Genomic DNA, 13,682 nt, shown 5'->3' on the forward strand with positions numbered 1-13,682 from the left:
GTTCGGGCTCCCTGGGTGAACCGCGTGGGGTCGGGTCGGTGAGGGTCAGGTGACGAAGACGAGGGCCGGGTCGCAGCCGGCGGGGGCGTACTCGGCGAGGCGCGTGCGCAAATTGTCCTCTCGCTGCGGCTGGAAGAGGTCGTGCAACGCGCCGGGTTCGGATCCGTCGTCCGCGCCGCGGCGGATCGCGTCCGGGCAGCGGTCGGCGAGCTGGAGGTATCCGGGGGTGCCGTAGCGGGTGCTGGTGAAGCACAGCGGCGTGGCCTCGGCGGTGCCGGAGTGCTCGGGTTCGCAGTGGAAGCGGCGCGGGGTGCGGGAGCCGGGCGGCAGCCAGCAGAAGCGGACACAGCCGGCCACCCCGTGCGTCACCCGGACGTCCCCGTCGAACAGGCAGTTCTCCACCAGGTCGGCGGAGTGGACGTGCACGGTGCCGATGACGGTGGTGCGGTGGGCGGTGAGCACGGCGAGGGCGTGACGGTCCTCGGGGCCGGTCAGGGCGGCGGAGGTCCGCGCCGTGGCGTCGAGGGCGCTGTCGGAGAGGTGGATCCGCTGGAGCTCGTCGGCCGGCTCGTTCCGGCGGACGACGACGGTTCCGAGCACGCTGTGCTCGACACGGACGTCGGCGGGGGTGTCGACGAGCTCCAGGCTCGGCTCCTCGGGCTCCCGCGGGCCGCACCGCTCGTCGAGGTCCCAGCCCGGCACGAGGGTGCAGTGCCGGACGAGGAGGTCGCCCACGTCGCCGCGGATCTGAATGCAGCGCCCGGTGACCATCAGGCCGTCCAGGGTGACGGAGGGCGGGGGCCCCTCCCCCGTGCCGGTGCCGGTGATGCGGAGGGCGTCCGGGCGGCCTCCCGACCAGTCGAGGAGACGGAGGACGGGGCGCGCGCCGTCGGCGGCCCGCAGGACGAGCCGGTCGCCCCGGTGGAGGGAGAGGTCGAGAACGTCCTGGTGCACGTCGTTGCCGCTGATCTCGATGACGTCCGAGGGCCGCGGCCCGGGGTCGCGCGGCGGGGCGGTCCGCTGCACGATCCGGTAGCGGCCCAGGTGCGGGCCGGCGTCCTGACGGGGTCCGTCATCCTGGCGGGGTCCGTCATCCTGCTGCTGCGGCTCTCCGCCCTGCTGCTTCCCGATCGGGATGTCCTGCTTCCGCCCCGACGCGGAGCGCCACCGCTCGTAGTCCGCGCGCCACTGGTCGTGGTCGGCACGCCACTGCTCGACGGCGTCCGTGATCCGGGCGAACGGCTCGCCCGGGCCGACGCGGTAGGGCGGGACCTCCCCCTCGGGCACCACCGCGTACGGGCGCGGGTACTCGCCTCCCCCCAGGTCGCTCGCGGCCCCGTGGTGGTAGGTGACCCGGACGCCCTGCTCGGGGGCCTGCCGGGCAGGGAAGGCGATCCGGCCGAGGACGGGGTCGACGGCGACCTTCCCCTCCGGCGTCCGGTAGTCCCAGCCGGACAGGTCGGCGGAGATGATCCGCTCCAGCGCCACCGGCGGCCCGTCACCCTCTCCCTCCCACACGCACAGGCTCTTGCCGGGCCCGTAGTAGTCGTGGAGGCGCTCGGTGAGGGACCGCCGCCCGATGGGTGCCGGGACGTTGAGCTCACCCGCGATGTGGCAGGGCGACGGCTCGGGCACCGGAAGGGTGAACAGCTGGGTGTCGTTGCCCAGCACGCTGAACGTGAAGCGGTACGCGGCCCGGTCCAGGCAGAAGGCGGGCGCGCGGGTCTGGGAGTGGGCCCGCAACCGCCAGACGTGGAGCCCGAGTCCGGGGATGTTGTACCACCCGGCCCGGCGGGTCCCACAGGCGCGCGGCATCTCGGCCGTGTGCGCGAGCTCGTCGAAGGGGCCGTCGGCCCGGTTGAGCGGCTCGGTCCGGCGGAGGTCGGCCAACCCGCCGCGGCGCAGCCGGCGTGCGGTGCCGTGGTCATCGGCGGTCAGGCGGCGGACCGGCTGGGTGAGGGCGAGCAGCCGCCGGTGTTCGACGGCGCGCGCGGGCCAGCCGGCGACGTCGGCGGCGAGGTCCTCCAGCAGGGCAAGCGTTCCCTTGCGGCGGCGGTTGGCGACGGTGTCGGCGACTTCGCGGCGCGGCACGGCGTGGGCGAGGAGCTGGTCGCGGCCCTCCGTCCGCTCGGTGAGGGCGGCGGCCGCGCCGGGCGGGAGGGCGTAGCCGATGAGGGCTCCGAGGTAGGGGACGACCCACTCGGCGCACGTCTCGACGAACCAGTCGTCGTACATGCGCTCGATGTCGGCCTCGACGACCGCGGCCTGTTCGGCGATGACGGACAGCAGTGCGCGCAGTTGCCCGCCGTTCCGCTCGTCCATCCTGCGGTGGACGGCGGGGAGGAGTGCGTAGAGCCGGTCCGGGTTCACGGGATCCTCCGCAGGACGAGGGTTTCGGGCACCGCGGGGTCGAGGACGACGAGCTGGGCGGCGCGCAGGCCACGGCCGACGATGAGCTTGGTCCCGCTCTGCGCGAGATCGTCGCTGGGCACGGCACCGGGGTTGAGGGCTACGAGGCGGTCGAGGCTCAGTCCGTAGCGCAGGGCGACGGAGGTGAGGGTGTCGCCCTGGAAGATGCGGGCGGGGAGCTCCCGGTACTCGGCACGGCTGGCCGGGACGCAAGGCGCCGCCCGGGTGAGCTGTTCGGCGAGCCCCGTCAGCCCGACCGTGTCGATGTCGTCCGGGATGCCTCCGAAGACGTCCACGTCGACGTGGTCGACGCCCGGGACGGCCTGGGCGGCGGCGATGGCGGTGCTGAGGTGGACGGGCTGCGCGAGTTCGGCGCGCGCGAAGCCGAGGGCGTCGTGCAGGGCTCGTCGGACGGCGGGTTCGACGTCGTCCCACCGGTGATCGGGCAGGACGCGGATGTTTGCGGAGACGACGAGGAGAACCCGCTCGCGCAGGGCCACCACGACCGGCAGCGCCGGGTCCCCGTAACGGTTCAGTGCGGCTTCGAGGGAGGTGAGAAGCGGCGAGGCGGGCCCGACGGGGGTGTCGCCGACGGTCGCGACGGTGACCTGGACGACACGGCGCCGGATGTCCTGGCAGTACTGGGCGGAGGCTTTGCCGATGCCCGCGTAGGCGCGGGCGAAGTCCTCGTGGTCGCGCAACGACACGATCCGGTCCAGGGCACGCATCCGCAGGGGCACGCGGCTGCGGGTGTCGCCCGGCCCGTCCGCGTCCGTGCCCCCGGTCGCCGGGACCGGGTTGGTGACGGCGCTGACGCCCAGCGGCCTGCTGACGACCTGGTTGACCTGGCCGGTGGGCAGGTTTCCGCCGCTGCCCCCGCCGACGCGGTACTCGGCGGTGACGTTCTCCGTCCCGGTGTGCAGCCGCGCGCCGTGCATACCGTCGCCGAAGGTGACTGCGGCCTCACCTGCCGGGCCGGTGCGCAGCCGGTATCCGCGGTCGGCGGGGCCGAGTTCGGTGAGGTCGTCCGTCTCGTGCCAGGTGACGCCGCCGACGCGGACGGTCAGCGTGCCGCCGGCGCCGGTGGGCGTCGCCGCGGGCAGCCAGGTCAGGGGCGTGCGGCGCAGGGCGAAGGTCTGCCCGGGCTGTGCGGCGTCGCCGCTGCCGATCACCTCCCCCACACTCTCGCCGACCGTGGCGGGGACGACGTTGCCCTGGATGACGACGGTCTCCCGCCGGTAGCTGTAGGCGAGTTCGGTGGTCAGGACGAGCGTGGTGTGCAGCCGGTCGCCCGGGCGTTCGAGATCGGTCTGCTGGCGCACTCCGCCGAGCATGACGAGCTCCGTGCCGCGCACGCCGGTGGTGTAGGGGACGTCGGTGCGTTCGCCGGAGACGACGAGCCAGCGTCCCGGGGCGAGGCCCTCGCGGGTCTCATCCAGGGTGATCTCACTGCCCCTGACGTCGGAGGTGACAGGGACTTCGGCGGGGGACAGTGGCTCTCCGGCAGCCCATACGGTGATGCGCTCGCGCTCCGTGCCCGTGTAGCCCGTTGCGGGCAGCTCCTCCGTCAGGGTGAGACGGGTTACCGGCAAAGCCAGGTCCGGGGCCTCGCGCATGGCGCACTGGGTCACGGTCTCCACCGTGCGCACGAGCGGGGGGACGCCCCCTCCCTTTTCCAGAACGATCGGCGTACCGGGAAGGATCGCGTCGTAGACAGCGTCGAGAGTGAGCTGGTTCCGGTGTTCGTCGTCCACCTCGATGGCGGGCTTGACGGGCGCCGGGGCGTCCAGCTTCTTGCTGATGGTCGCGCCGTAGGGAGTCGCCTTGACCCGGAGCCACTGGATCCCCCGGAGTTCTTCGACCGGGGTCACGGACGCCGTCCCCATGGCCTGGTAGAGCTGTCCGGCGAGTTGGGGACGGGTGGCGGCCAGCAGCCTGAGCAGGGCATCGGAGCCTGTCCCGTACAGGTCGGCGATGGGCGTGGTCAGGTCGCGCCGGCTGGCGGGGGGACGGGAAGGGGGCCGTGCCAGGGCCGCGAGGACGGGGGTGAGGCCGAGCAGTACCTGGCCTCTCAGGCGCTTGCGCTCGCTCTCGCCGGCTGTCGCTCCCTGATCTCCTCCTTCGCCGTCCTCTCCTCCGCCTGCGTCAGCCGTGTTCTCGCCCGGGCCGACGAGCCCGGTCCCGCCGCCATTCCTCCCTGGCGGCGGTTCACCGAGGTGGATCAGGGCCTTCAGTTCCGGAGAGTCGGTCGCCCGGGCCGCCGCGACCCGGAGCGCTCTTGCCGCGGCCGCCACCGGGTCGAGCAGCTCCACGATCGCCCGGTCGCCCTTCTTCCTGGCGATGGCGAGGTGCTCGTCGAGCCGGTTGAGCGGGTCGAAGAGCTCGGCGAAGAAGCGCGACTCCCGTTGGGAGCCCGCTTCCAGGATCGGGCGGAGCACTGTCCGCGGAAACGTCTCGACCGCGTCGCCGGGGGGCTGCTCGCCCATCGCCTCTTCGACGGCCCTATCGAGTGCCTCGGCGGCATCGGCGTATTCGTCCTCGGGCGTGACCGAAGCGAAGTAGACGGTCGTGCGCTGGTGCTCCGGGTCGGCCTTGCTGTCGTGGATGGTGCGGACGACGAAGCCTGCGGGCTCTTCGGGCTCCGGCTCGTTGAGGGTGGGGAAGGAGAACAACATCCGGTCCCCGGGCCGCAGGCCCGCATGGATCCCGGAGAGATCCAGCGCCCGCACCGTCCTCAGGCGCACGGCGCTGAGGTCGGGCGGCTCCGTCCGGCGGACGGGCAGTTGGTTCCATTCGGCGCGGGCGTGGAGGTCCTCCGAGGTTTCGAAGGTCTGTGGGAGAGCGCCCGGCAAAGGCGTGCTCTTGACCTGTGACCCGGCCGGGATCGTGGCGCGGCCGCCGGGGTCGAGGGTGTAGGCGAGGAAGGTGCCGGCGCCCAGGGCGGGGCGCGGGCAGTGGCCGACGAGTCTGCCGAGCCGGGTCAGGGACTCCTGTTCGGTGGCCGTGCCGAGGTAGCCCTCGTTGGTGATGCGTTCCTGGTAGAAGGTGAGGATGTCGCCGATGACGGCCCAGGCGTCCAGCAGAGCGACGGAGGGGTCGTCGGTCTCCCGGTGGGTGAGGCGGGCGAGTTGCCGGTGGTCCTCGCCCGACAGCCGGGCGAGCATGGCGTCCAGGAACTGTCCGTGGGTGCCTGCGCGGCAGGACAGTTCGGGCAGTCCGGGCCGGTTCCAGATGCGCGCCGGACCGGCCGGGCGGGTGGCGGTGCGGCAGCCGCAGCGGCAGGTCGGGCTGCTCATCGTCCTCCTTCGAGGGTGAGGTCCAGCCGGCCGTTCTCCGGCCGGGCGGCGTCGTCGTCGAGCCGGGCGATCTCCAGTGGCCGCATCCACAGCACCCCGTCGTCCGGGACGGCGGGGCCGGTGCCGTGCAGTCGGCGCAGGCGGGTCACTTCGGCGTGCCGCACGCCGGGGACGGCGACCACCGACGCGATCAGCCGGCTGGCGGGCACCGGGGTGCCGAACGACATGGCGTCGGGGTCGAAGAAGCCCCGTCCGCCGCCGGGCAGGGGGCCGGGCCTCAGCGCGCTCAGCAGGGCCTGCTTGACGTGTCCGGCGACGTGATGAGGGTCCACCCGCACCGTCAGGGCGACGTCGAGGGGCACTTGTACGGCCTGACTGGTGACGACGTCGTGGCCGATGCGGCGGTAGCGGTGCAGGGCCTGCCGGACGCCGTCGAGCAGGTCCCGGGGCACGTCCGCGGTGCCCTGGGCATCCAGGGCGACGTCGGCCTCGTACCAGCTGCCGTTCCAGCGCAGGGCCGCGGCCGCGCGCTGGATGCCGGGCTGCTGCTGGGCCAGGGCGGCGTAGTCGTCGGCGGTGATGGCGCGCAGAAGCCTGCGGAAGGGTTCGCGGGGCGCGGCGCGGCGGACGTCGGTCACGGGTTCGGGGTCGGTGCCGCCGGTGGCGGGCAAGGGGTTGCGGACGCGGGTGATGCCGCCGGGCCGGAGGGTGCGGAAGGCGACCCGGTTGATCGCCCCGGGGCCGACGTTCCCCGTGCGGCCGTTACCGACGCTGTACTCGGCCCGCAGCTTCGTGCCGGGGACGGGCAGGCAGCCCGCCCGGCCGTCGCCGAACCGCAGGGTGACGATGCCCTGGTCGTCGGTCTCGGCCACGACGTGCCGGGTGCGCGGGCCGCAGCTCAGCAGGTCGCGGCAGGGCGTCCAAGGGGCGGAGTGCGCGGCCTGTGTGCGGTCGGACTGCGTCGTTCGGCCGGACTGCGTCGTACGGTCCGCCGCGGACTCCCGCTGCTTGCCGTGCCCGGGTTCCTTCCCTCCCGCGGGAGCCACCGGCTGGAGGAGCAGTCGGGGCAGCGCGGCGCGCGGGTCGGTCCGCAGGGCGCGGGCGGCCGGCCCGTGGAGGAGCGGGGAGCCGGGGAGGACGTTCCGGGCGTCCGGCCCCCAGCTCTGGGCGAGTTCCCCGTCGACGTCTTCCTCGGGAAGGACGTATCCGGAGCGGGCCTGCTGCACCAGCGCGCCCAGGCGGCGGAGTTTGGTGTCCAGGAGGTACTCGAAGCGGGAGAGGAGGGTGGACAGGGCACGCCTGCGGTCCCCGTAGAAGCCGACCGCCCGTAGGGTCTCCTCCCCGAAGAGGATCCTCAGTGCGTGCGCGTCGTCGCCGACGGTCGTGACCCCGCCTTCGGTGGCACCTGCCTCGGCGCTCCCGGCAGCGGCGCCGCCCCCGCCGTAACCCGTGGAATCTGCACCGGCCTCGTCCCCGCTGTCACTCCCGTATCCGGGCTCCTCGTAACCCCCCTCACTGCCCCCGGCAGCGTTCCCCGCGGCCTTCCCCGCGGCGTTCTCGGCGTCCAGCAGGTTGCGGATCCTGTCGCGCGCGCGTTCCGGCAGGAGCGTGAGCTGCCGCGCCTGCGCGGCGGCGACGTGGGCCGGATCGGGGAAGGGGGCGGACCAGGTGATGCCGGTGTCGGGCAGGGCCGGGGCGAAGGGTTTCCCGCCGGCCCAGTGGCCGGGCGCGGTGAACACCGGTGCCGCGGAGCCCGTTGCGCCCGTCGTCCCCCTTGCGCCCGTTGCGCTCGCCGCGCCCGCTCCCCAGGTGTTGTCCAGGCCGTGCTCGACGAGGACGGCGTTGCCGCGGGCCACGGCCAGGGATTGGGTTCTACCTCGGACAGCCAAGTACAGCGGGAACGTCAGGGCGTCCTCGGGGTCCCAGGCGACATCGACGACGGAAACCTCTTCGACGGTGTCGATGCGTGGTGTGACGCGTGTGAGGCGGACGGCCTGCCGGTGGGTGGGGTCGGCGTCGGCCCGGGCGCCGGTGGCGGGGCCGCGCTCCTCCTCCAGGATCAGAACGTCACCGGGGTGGAGATCCAGAACCCTGTGGGCGCGCCCTTCCTTCAACTCTCCGTCACACAACGTGGCTTCGGTCGCCCCTACGGGCAGGTGGCACTGCTCGTTTCCCCAGGCCCACAGCTCGATGCGGCTATGGGCCGCACGGAGCCGGATCCTGCGGTCCTCCAGCGGCCGGAAGCAGACCTGGCCCTGGGCCCGCAGGACGTCACCTGTGATCACCGGCTCCGCGTCCGGGAGCCGCCCGGGAGGCAGCACGGCGAAGGCGAATTCTCCGGGGTCGGTGTCGTTCAGGTCCGTGTCGGTCTCCACGCAGACGAAGGTCCTGGCGGCGCAGCCATCGTGCATGGGGTAGTCGACCAGGCGGGCGTGCCGACGGACGGAGGTCCGCAGCCGGGCGGTGTCCAGGTACGCCTCGGCGGCGACGGCGTCCTGCTGGTAGCTGAGCCGGTCCCCGACGTGGGCGAGGATCTCGACCAGGGTGATGCCGAGGTCCGGCACGTGCCGCTCGGCCCAGTCCGGCATGGTCAGGGCGAGCCGGTCCAGGAGCAGGCGCCGGAAGCCGGCGTAGTCCTTGGTCAGGTAGTCGATGGCCGGCGCCGGCCGGGCCGGGGGCGGGGGCGGGGGGCCGGCGGGACGGCAGTCCAGGCCGGTGGGGCAGTGCTGCCGGAAGCCGAACTCGTACGCGGCGTAACGGGAGTCGAAGGCGTCACCGAGGGCGAGCAGGCGGTAGGTGGAGGTGTCGCCGCGCCGGTCGAGGGCGAGGTGCACGTCGGTGGCGGGATCCGCGTCGGCGCAGCCGTGGACCGTGGCGCCGACGACCCGGATGCCGGTGACCCGCCGGCCGCCTTCGATGCGGAAGCTGTGCCGGTTGATGCCGGGGGGCACGGTGCCGAACAGCGTGACGGTGAGGCCGCGCTGGTCGGCGTCGACGGTCACCGCGTCGATGCCGGCCAGCCCGGCCCGGCGCACGGAGGCGCGGCGCCGCTCGTCGTCGCAGACCGGCGGGCCCTGGGGGTTCATGCCGCGGTCCCCCCGTCGACGACGATGCTGTGGCGTTGTCCCGTGGCGGCGAGCCGGTAGCTCAGCGAGACGGTGAGGACCGACTCCTCGGCGGTGACGGCGAGGGTCTCGACGGAGAGCAGGTCGCCGAGCCAGCGCTCCAGTGCGGCCTGGGCGGTCAGCTCCACGGTGGCCGCGAGCTCGGGGCCGTTGGGGGCGAAGACCAGGTCGAGCAGCCCGCAGCCGAAGTCGGGGCGGTTGACGCGCTCGCCGGGGGTGGTGAAGAGCACGATCTCGACCATGTCGCGGACGTGGTCGGGGTGGCCGGTCTCCGCGGTGCGGCCGCGCTCGTCGATGCGGTAGGGGAAGTCGATGTCCACGGGCCGCTCAGCTCGCTCTCACCTTGATCTGCATGGCCTGGACCACCGGCGGGCCGGGGGCGGGCACCCCGGTGGCGGGTCCCGGGCTCGGGGGCGGCGTCGGCTGTACGAGGACGGGCCGCCCGCCGGCCAGCACACGGGCGGAGAACTGGAACCAGCGCACCGTGGTGCAGAACGGAGGCGTGGAGGTGAGGGCGCAGCCCCCGACCACGAAGACGTCCGCGACGGTGGCGACCGGCTGAAGGCCGACCAGCACCTTCAGCTGGGTGGGAGCGGGCAGGGTCACGACGCCCGGCGGGTGGGCGCACATCATGACGGCTCCGGCGTGCAGGACCAGTCCGGGCATGACCCGCCCTCACCCCACGACCTGCAGCGAGGTGCCGTTGATGCTCACGACCGGCCCCTCCAGCTTGATGCTGGCCAGCCCGGGCCCGCAGGAGAGCTCGATGCCCAGTGCGGTGATCTTGATGGAGGGCCCGGCCTCGCCCAGGAACTGCAGGGTGACGCCGCCCATCGGCGGCGGCGCGTCGCTGATCACCAGGGCCTTCTGCCCGGGGGTCGCCAGCACGATCTGCGGGGTCCCCGGCGGGGTGGTGCGGGCCGCCGGGGGCACGTCCGACGCGCCGCCGCGCCAGAACCCCACCCACACCGCCCGGTGGGGGTCGCCGTTCAGGAACTGCACCCACACGCCCGAGTTGACCAGCGGTACGACGTACATGCCGCTGGCGACGCCCGCCACGGGCGAGAGCGGCGAGGCCCAGATGCCGGGCTCGTTGCCGAGCACCTCGGGGACCCGCACCAGCAGCCGGCCTTCCTGGAGCGGATCCACGTTGGAGACGACCACGCCCTGGTGCAGGCCGTGGAACCGCTTCGTGGTCGAGGCTGTCATGGGATCACCACCGGTGTGTTCGAGACGAGGCCCTCGCGGGCGAGGCTGAAGCTCTGCTTGTATTCGCCGCGCTTGATCTCGTGCGTGACGCTGCGCACGTACCACAGGCCGTCGTAGGTCAGACCTGCGCCGCGGACTCCCACCAGCCGCCGGGCGCTCAGGACGTGCCCGTAGCGCAGGACGTCCAGCCGGCCCTGGCCGGTGACGACGTCGCTGGACCGGGCGCTCTTGCCGAGACCCAGCAACAGGATCTCCGGGAGCGAACGGCCCGTCAGGCCTAGCAGTGGCTCCTCCTTGAACGCCGGTGCCGGGCGTACGGCGAGGGGCGGCCGGAGCGGGCTGGCGTCGGGGAGCGGAACCGGGATCACCTGCTTGCTGATGGGCTCCGTGACGCCGATCGTGTAGGCGGTGCGGCCGGTGCCGTCGTAGCCGAAGCTCAGTGACTCGACGTTGGTCGCGGCGTCCGAGTCCACGGTGAGCGCGGGCTGCGGCACACCCACCCGTACTTCCGGACCCCAGTAGGCGATGTTGGCCCCCGGGAGCGGGCCGGAATCGATGTAGAAGACGTAGCCGACGCGCTCCGCCAGCTCCTTGAGGTAGGCCAGGTCCGTGGCGTGCTGCAAGGGCGACGTCTTGAGCGGGTTCGGGATGTTCTGGATCAGGGGAGGAACGGCCAGCGGCACGATCCCGTACCGTGCATAGGCCGCACACAGCTCCATGACCTGCAGGGAGGACACCCGGGCCGGGTAGGACCTCTTCTCCGTCTTCTGGTCCATGACGATCGAGATGTCCTGCCCCGTCACCGTGAGCGTGGAGCTCCCCGGAGTCGCCCCGCACGCCTGATCCTGACGGGTAATCAGGCCGTCCATCAGCACGTGCGGCATGCCGCCGACGACGACCATCACGATGATGCGGGTCTCCGGGTCCAGCATCCCCAGGGGAAGCATCTCCCGCGTCACGGCCGACCGCTTGCCCAGCGCGAACGTCAGCTGGAAGCCGCTCGCCCCCTCGCTCGCGACCGTGACCTGCACGGAGCGCAGGGCGTCGATGAGCGACGGAGGCGCCGGTGTGGGCACGTACTTCCCCGTGAGCAGCATCAGTTGCAGACTGCGGGTCATCCCGGGGCGCCCCCTGCCGCGTACGCGCCCGGCATCCCCGCGGGCAGGGTGATCCGCAGCCGCCGTCCCGGCACCGCGGTGAGGTCGTCCGGGCGCAGCACCCGGTGGGCGTCGGCGATCCGCCAGTCCTGCCCGGGGTCGCCCAGGTGTCGCGCGGCGAACGCGTCGAGCCGCTCGCCCACCCCCACCGCTTCCTCGCGGACGGTCACCAAGTCCTCGGGGTGCGGCGGGAAGCGGCGCCGGACGTAGGCGACGGCCCGCCCGTCCGGGCCGGTCCAGGTGGCGGTCGGGAGGCCGTGGTAGCGGCTGGTGGACTCGAACATCGGCGTCTCCTCGGCTCCCCGCGCTCAGATCCCGGTCAGGCCGACGGCGTCGGAGCCGAACGCGTCGAGGGCGGCGAAGCTCTCCTTGCCCTGGTGGTAGCGGAGGTAGAGCGCCCCGGCCCGGTGGTCGAAGCCCACGTCGTCGGTGGTCAGGGTGCGCACGGACAGGGACACCTTGGCCCGCACCGGCTGGAGGGCGCTGTCGTACGCCTCCTCCGTGACGGACATCTCCGTGATCCGCACCGGTACGACCCTGCGCCGTCCGAGCACGAGGACGGCCAGCGGCGACTCCACCGGGGCGATCTCGATCATCCCCATGGACGACAGCCGGTCCGTCTCGCGCAGCTGGGCCCCCGTGGGGTGGATGGCGCTCTCCAGCGCGGAGAGCACCGCGAAGAGCCCGGTGCCGGCCGCCGGGTCGGGCCGGCCGCCCTTGTCGGTCCGGTCGGCGGCGTCGAACTCCGCGTCGAACTTGAACGTCTCCTGCGGCGGGCCGCTGAGCCGCAGCGCCTCCAGCCGGTCGCCGCCCCCGGCTCCGGCGCTGCGCGGTTGCAGGCTGCGGGTGAGAGTGTCGGGGTTGTACTGGAAAGGCGTCACCCGCAGGACGCGGCCCTGCTCGGGGTCGAGGAAGACGAAGCCGCCGCGCAGGGCGAGAGGGGGCGTCATCGGGGCGTCCCCCGGTGCGCGGCCGCGGCCCTGGCCACCGGAGCGGTGCCGGGAGTCCCGAGGACCCCGTGGACGGCGTGGGCGATGCGCCGGCCGAGGGCGGTGGGGTCGGCGGTGGCGGGTACCGGCGCCGTCACGGCGCGGCGCAGGTGGAGGTCTCCCTGCCCGCGAGGCGGTGCAGCAGTGAGCAGGGCGCCGAGTTCCGTCTCCAGCGCCCGGCTCAGGGCGGCGGCCCGGTGGCCGGGGACGCCTTCCAGCACCAGCCGTCCGATGGACAGTTCGACCTTCACGGGGTCACCTCCGGCTGACCGTCCCAGGAGAAGTCCGCCGCGGGCAGCGGCATGTCGGCCTTGCGCAGTTCGGCGCGGGCCGCGGCCAGCACGGCGGGCATGCCGATGGGGGTGCCCGCCGAGGCGGCGCTGAAGGCCGCGTTGAGCGCGATGTTGCGGATCATCCCGCCGCTGAGCGGGAGTTCGGCCAGCCGGCCCGTGTCGAGGGCGTCGACCGGCGCGGCGTCCGGGAAGGCACGCTCCCACATCCGGCGGCGCTCGGCGGGGCCGGGGAATTCGAAGGGCACGATGAAGCGCAGCCGCCGCAGGAACGCCGTGTCCAGCGCGCGCCGCTGGTTGGTGGCCAGGATTGCGAGGCCCCGGTAGGACTCCATGCGCTGCAGCAGGTAGCCGACCTCGATGTTGGCGTACCGGTCGTGGGAGTCCTTGACCTCGCTGCGCTTGCCGAAGAGGGCGTCGGCCTCGTCGAAGAAGAGGATGGTGCCGCCCGGCTCGGCGGCGTCGAAGAGCCGGCGCAGGTTCTTCTCCGTCTCCCCGATGTACTTGCTGACCGCCGCGGAGAGGTCCACCCGGAACAGGTCGAGGCCCAGGTGCCGGGCGAGCACCTCGGCCGCCATCGTCTTGCCCGTGCCGCTGGGCCCGGTGAACAGCGCGCTGATCCCCAGCCCGCGGCCGGTCCGCTGCGCGAAGCCCCAGCTCCGGTAGACCGTGTCGCGCTGGGCCACCTGGGCCGCGATCTGCCGCAGCAGCTCCGCCTCCTGCGCGGGCAGCACGATGTCCTCCCAGCCGGCCCCCGGCTCCAGGCGCTGCGCCAGCCCGCCGAGGCGGGGGCGGGTGCGCACCAGGCAGTCCCGCCAGGCGGCGTCCGGGTCGCCGCCCGCGGCGGCCCCGATCTCGTGGATCGAGGGCAGGTCCAGGGCGAACTGCCCGGCCAGCCGGTCCGCATCCGCCGGGGGCAGCAGCGTGCGCCACGCCGCGGCCCGCTCCGCCGCCGGCGGCGGGACGACCTCCACCACCGCGGTGGGGGCCGGTACGTCGGGCCGGGTCTCCCTGGTCGCCACCAGGCACGGTCCGCCGACGCGCTCCAGGAAGCGGCCGAGCCGGCCGGCCGCTTCCCCTGCGGCGTGCACGTCGCCGTCGGTTCGCGCCTCGTCGTCGGCGTCGAGCCACAGGGCCAGGGGAAGCAGGCGGGACTCCCGCTGCCAGAGCCGGGCCACCGTGTCGAGCTCCGCCGCCGCGCCCGGCA

11 protein-coding genes are annotated in these 13,682 nt (G+C 73.7%); all 11 read right to left on the reverse strand.

All coding sequences use genetic code 11. The features are described 5' to 3' along the window. Nucleotides 1–45: 45 nt before the first annotated feature. Complete coding sequence (locus V7793_RS08090; protein WP_336003700.1) at nt 46–2,370, reverse strand: hypothetical protein; 2,325 nt, start codon at nt 2,368–2,370, stop codon at nt 46–48. Further along, a complete protein-coding gene (locus V7793_RS08095; protein WP_336003702.1) occupies nt 2,367–5,705 on the reverse strand; it encodes a putative baseplate assembly protein in 3,339 nt (1,112 codons plus the stop codon). Before V7793_RS08095 ends, V7793_RS08090 begins: the two co-directional genes overlap by 4 nt. Then, nucleotides 5,702–8,791, reverse strand: a complete 3,090-nt coding sequence (locus V7793_RS08100) for a putative baseplate assembly protein (protein WP_336003704.1) — start codon at nt 8,789–8,791, stop codon at nt 5,702–5,704. Before V7793_RS08100 ends, V7793_RS08095 begins: the two co-directional genes overlap by 4 nt. Continuing rightward, nucleotides 8,788–9,150 (reverse strand): GPW/gp25 family protein, encoded by a 363-nt coding sequence (locus V7793_RS08105; protein ID WP_336003706.1) that lies wholly within the window; start codon nt 9,148–9,150, stop codon nt 8,788–8,790. Before V7793_RS08105 ends, V7793_RS08100 begins: the two co-directional genes overlap by 4 nt. Before the next feature lie 7 nt (nt 9,151–9,157). Continuing rightward, nucleotides 9,158–9,496 (reverse strand): hypothetical protein, encoded by a 339-nt coding sequence (locus V7793_RS08110; RefSeq protein WP_336003708.1) that lies wholly within the window; start codon nt 9,494–9,496, stop codon nt 9,158–9,160. Between the two features lie 9 nt (nt 9,497–9,505). Beyond that, nucleotides 9,506–10,039 carry a phage baseplate assembly protein V gene (locus V7793_RS08115; protein ID WP_336003709.1) on the reverse strand — a complete coding sequence of 178 codons (534 nt, stop codon included), beginning with the start codon at nt 10,037–10,039 and terminating at the stop codon, nt 9,506–9,508. After that, nucleotides 10,036–11,157 carry a hypothetical protein gene (locus tag V7793_RS08120; RefSeq protein ID WP_336003710.1) on the reverse strand — a complete coding sequence of 374 codons (1,122 nt, stop codon included), beginning with the start codon at nt 11,155–11,157 and terminating at the stop codon, nt 10,036–10,038. Before V7793_RS08120 ends, V7793_RS08115 begins: the two co-directional genes overlap by 4 nt. Then, nucleotides 11,154–11,480 carry a LysM domain-containing protein gene (locus V7793_RS08125; RefSeq protein WP_336003711.1) on the reverse strand — a complete coding sequence of 109 codons (327 nt, stop codon included), beginning with the start codon at nt 11,478–11,480 and terminating at the stop codon, nt 11,154–11,156. Before V7793_RS08125 ends, V7793_RS08120 begins: the two co-directional genes overlap by 4 nt. 24 nt (nt 11,481–11,504) lie before the next feature. Beyond that, nucleotides 11,505–12,146: a hypothetical protein gene (locus V7793_RS08130; protein WP_336003713.1), complete on the reverse strand. Its 642-nt coding sequence runs from the start codon at nt 12,144–12,146 to the stop codon at nt 11,505–11,507. Then, entirely contained in the window at nt 12,143–12,436 is a 294-nt protein-coding gene (locus V7793_RS08135) for a hypothetical protein (protein ID WP_336003714.1), read from the reverse strand. Before V7793_RS08135 ends, V7793_RS08130 begins: the two co-directional genes overlap by 4 nt. Next, the coding region (locus V7793_RS08140) for an ATP-binding protein (protein ID WP_336003716.1) at nt 12,433–13,682 on the reverse strand (1,250 nt) is incomplete at its 5' end. The genes V7793_RS08140 and V7793_RS08135, both read right to left, overlap by 4 nt.

This window comes from Streptomyces sp. KLMMK (assembly GCF_036961605.1).
Taxonomy (GTDB): Bacteria; Actinomycetota; Actinomycetes; order Streptomycetales; family Streptomycetaceae; genus Streptomyces; species Streptomyces telluris.

Excerpts from the sequence above, each read along its gene's own strand:
- V7793_RS08095 (WP_336003702.1), bottom strand. The coding sequence starts at position 5,705 with ATGAGCAGCCCGACCTGCCGCTGCGGCTGCCGCACCGCCACCCGCCCG.
- V7793_RS08100 (WP_336003704.1), bottom strand. The coding sequence starts at position 8,791 with ATGAACCCCCAGGGCCCGCCGGTCTGCGACGACGAGCGGCGCCGCGCC.
- V7793_RS08110 (WP_336003708.1), bottom strand. The coding sequence starts at position 9,496 with ATGCCCGGACTGGTCCTGCACGCCGGAGCCGTCATGATGTGCGCCCAC.
- V7793_RS08115 (WP_336003709.1), bottom strand. The coding sequence starts at position 10,039 with ATGACAGCCTCGACCACGAAGCGGTTCCACGGCCTGCACCAGGGCGTG.
- V7793_RS08120 (WP_336003710.1), bottom strand. The coding sequence starts at position 11,157 with ATGACCCGCAGTCTGCAACTGATGCTGCTCACGGGGAAGTACGTGCCC.
- V7793_RS08125 (WP_336003711.1), bottom strand. The coding sequence starts at position 11,480 with ATGTTCGAGTCCACCAGCCGCTACCACGGCCTCCCGACCGCCACCTGG.
- V7793_RS08130 (WP_336003713.1), bottom strand. The coding sequence starts at position 12,146 with ATGACGCCCCCTCTCGCCCTGCGCGGCGGCTTCGTCTTCCTCGACCCC.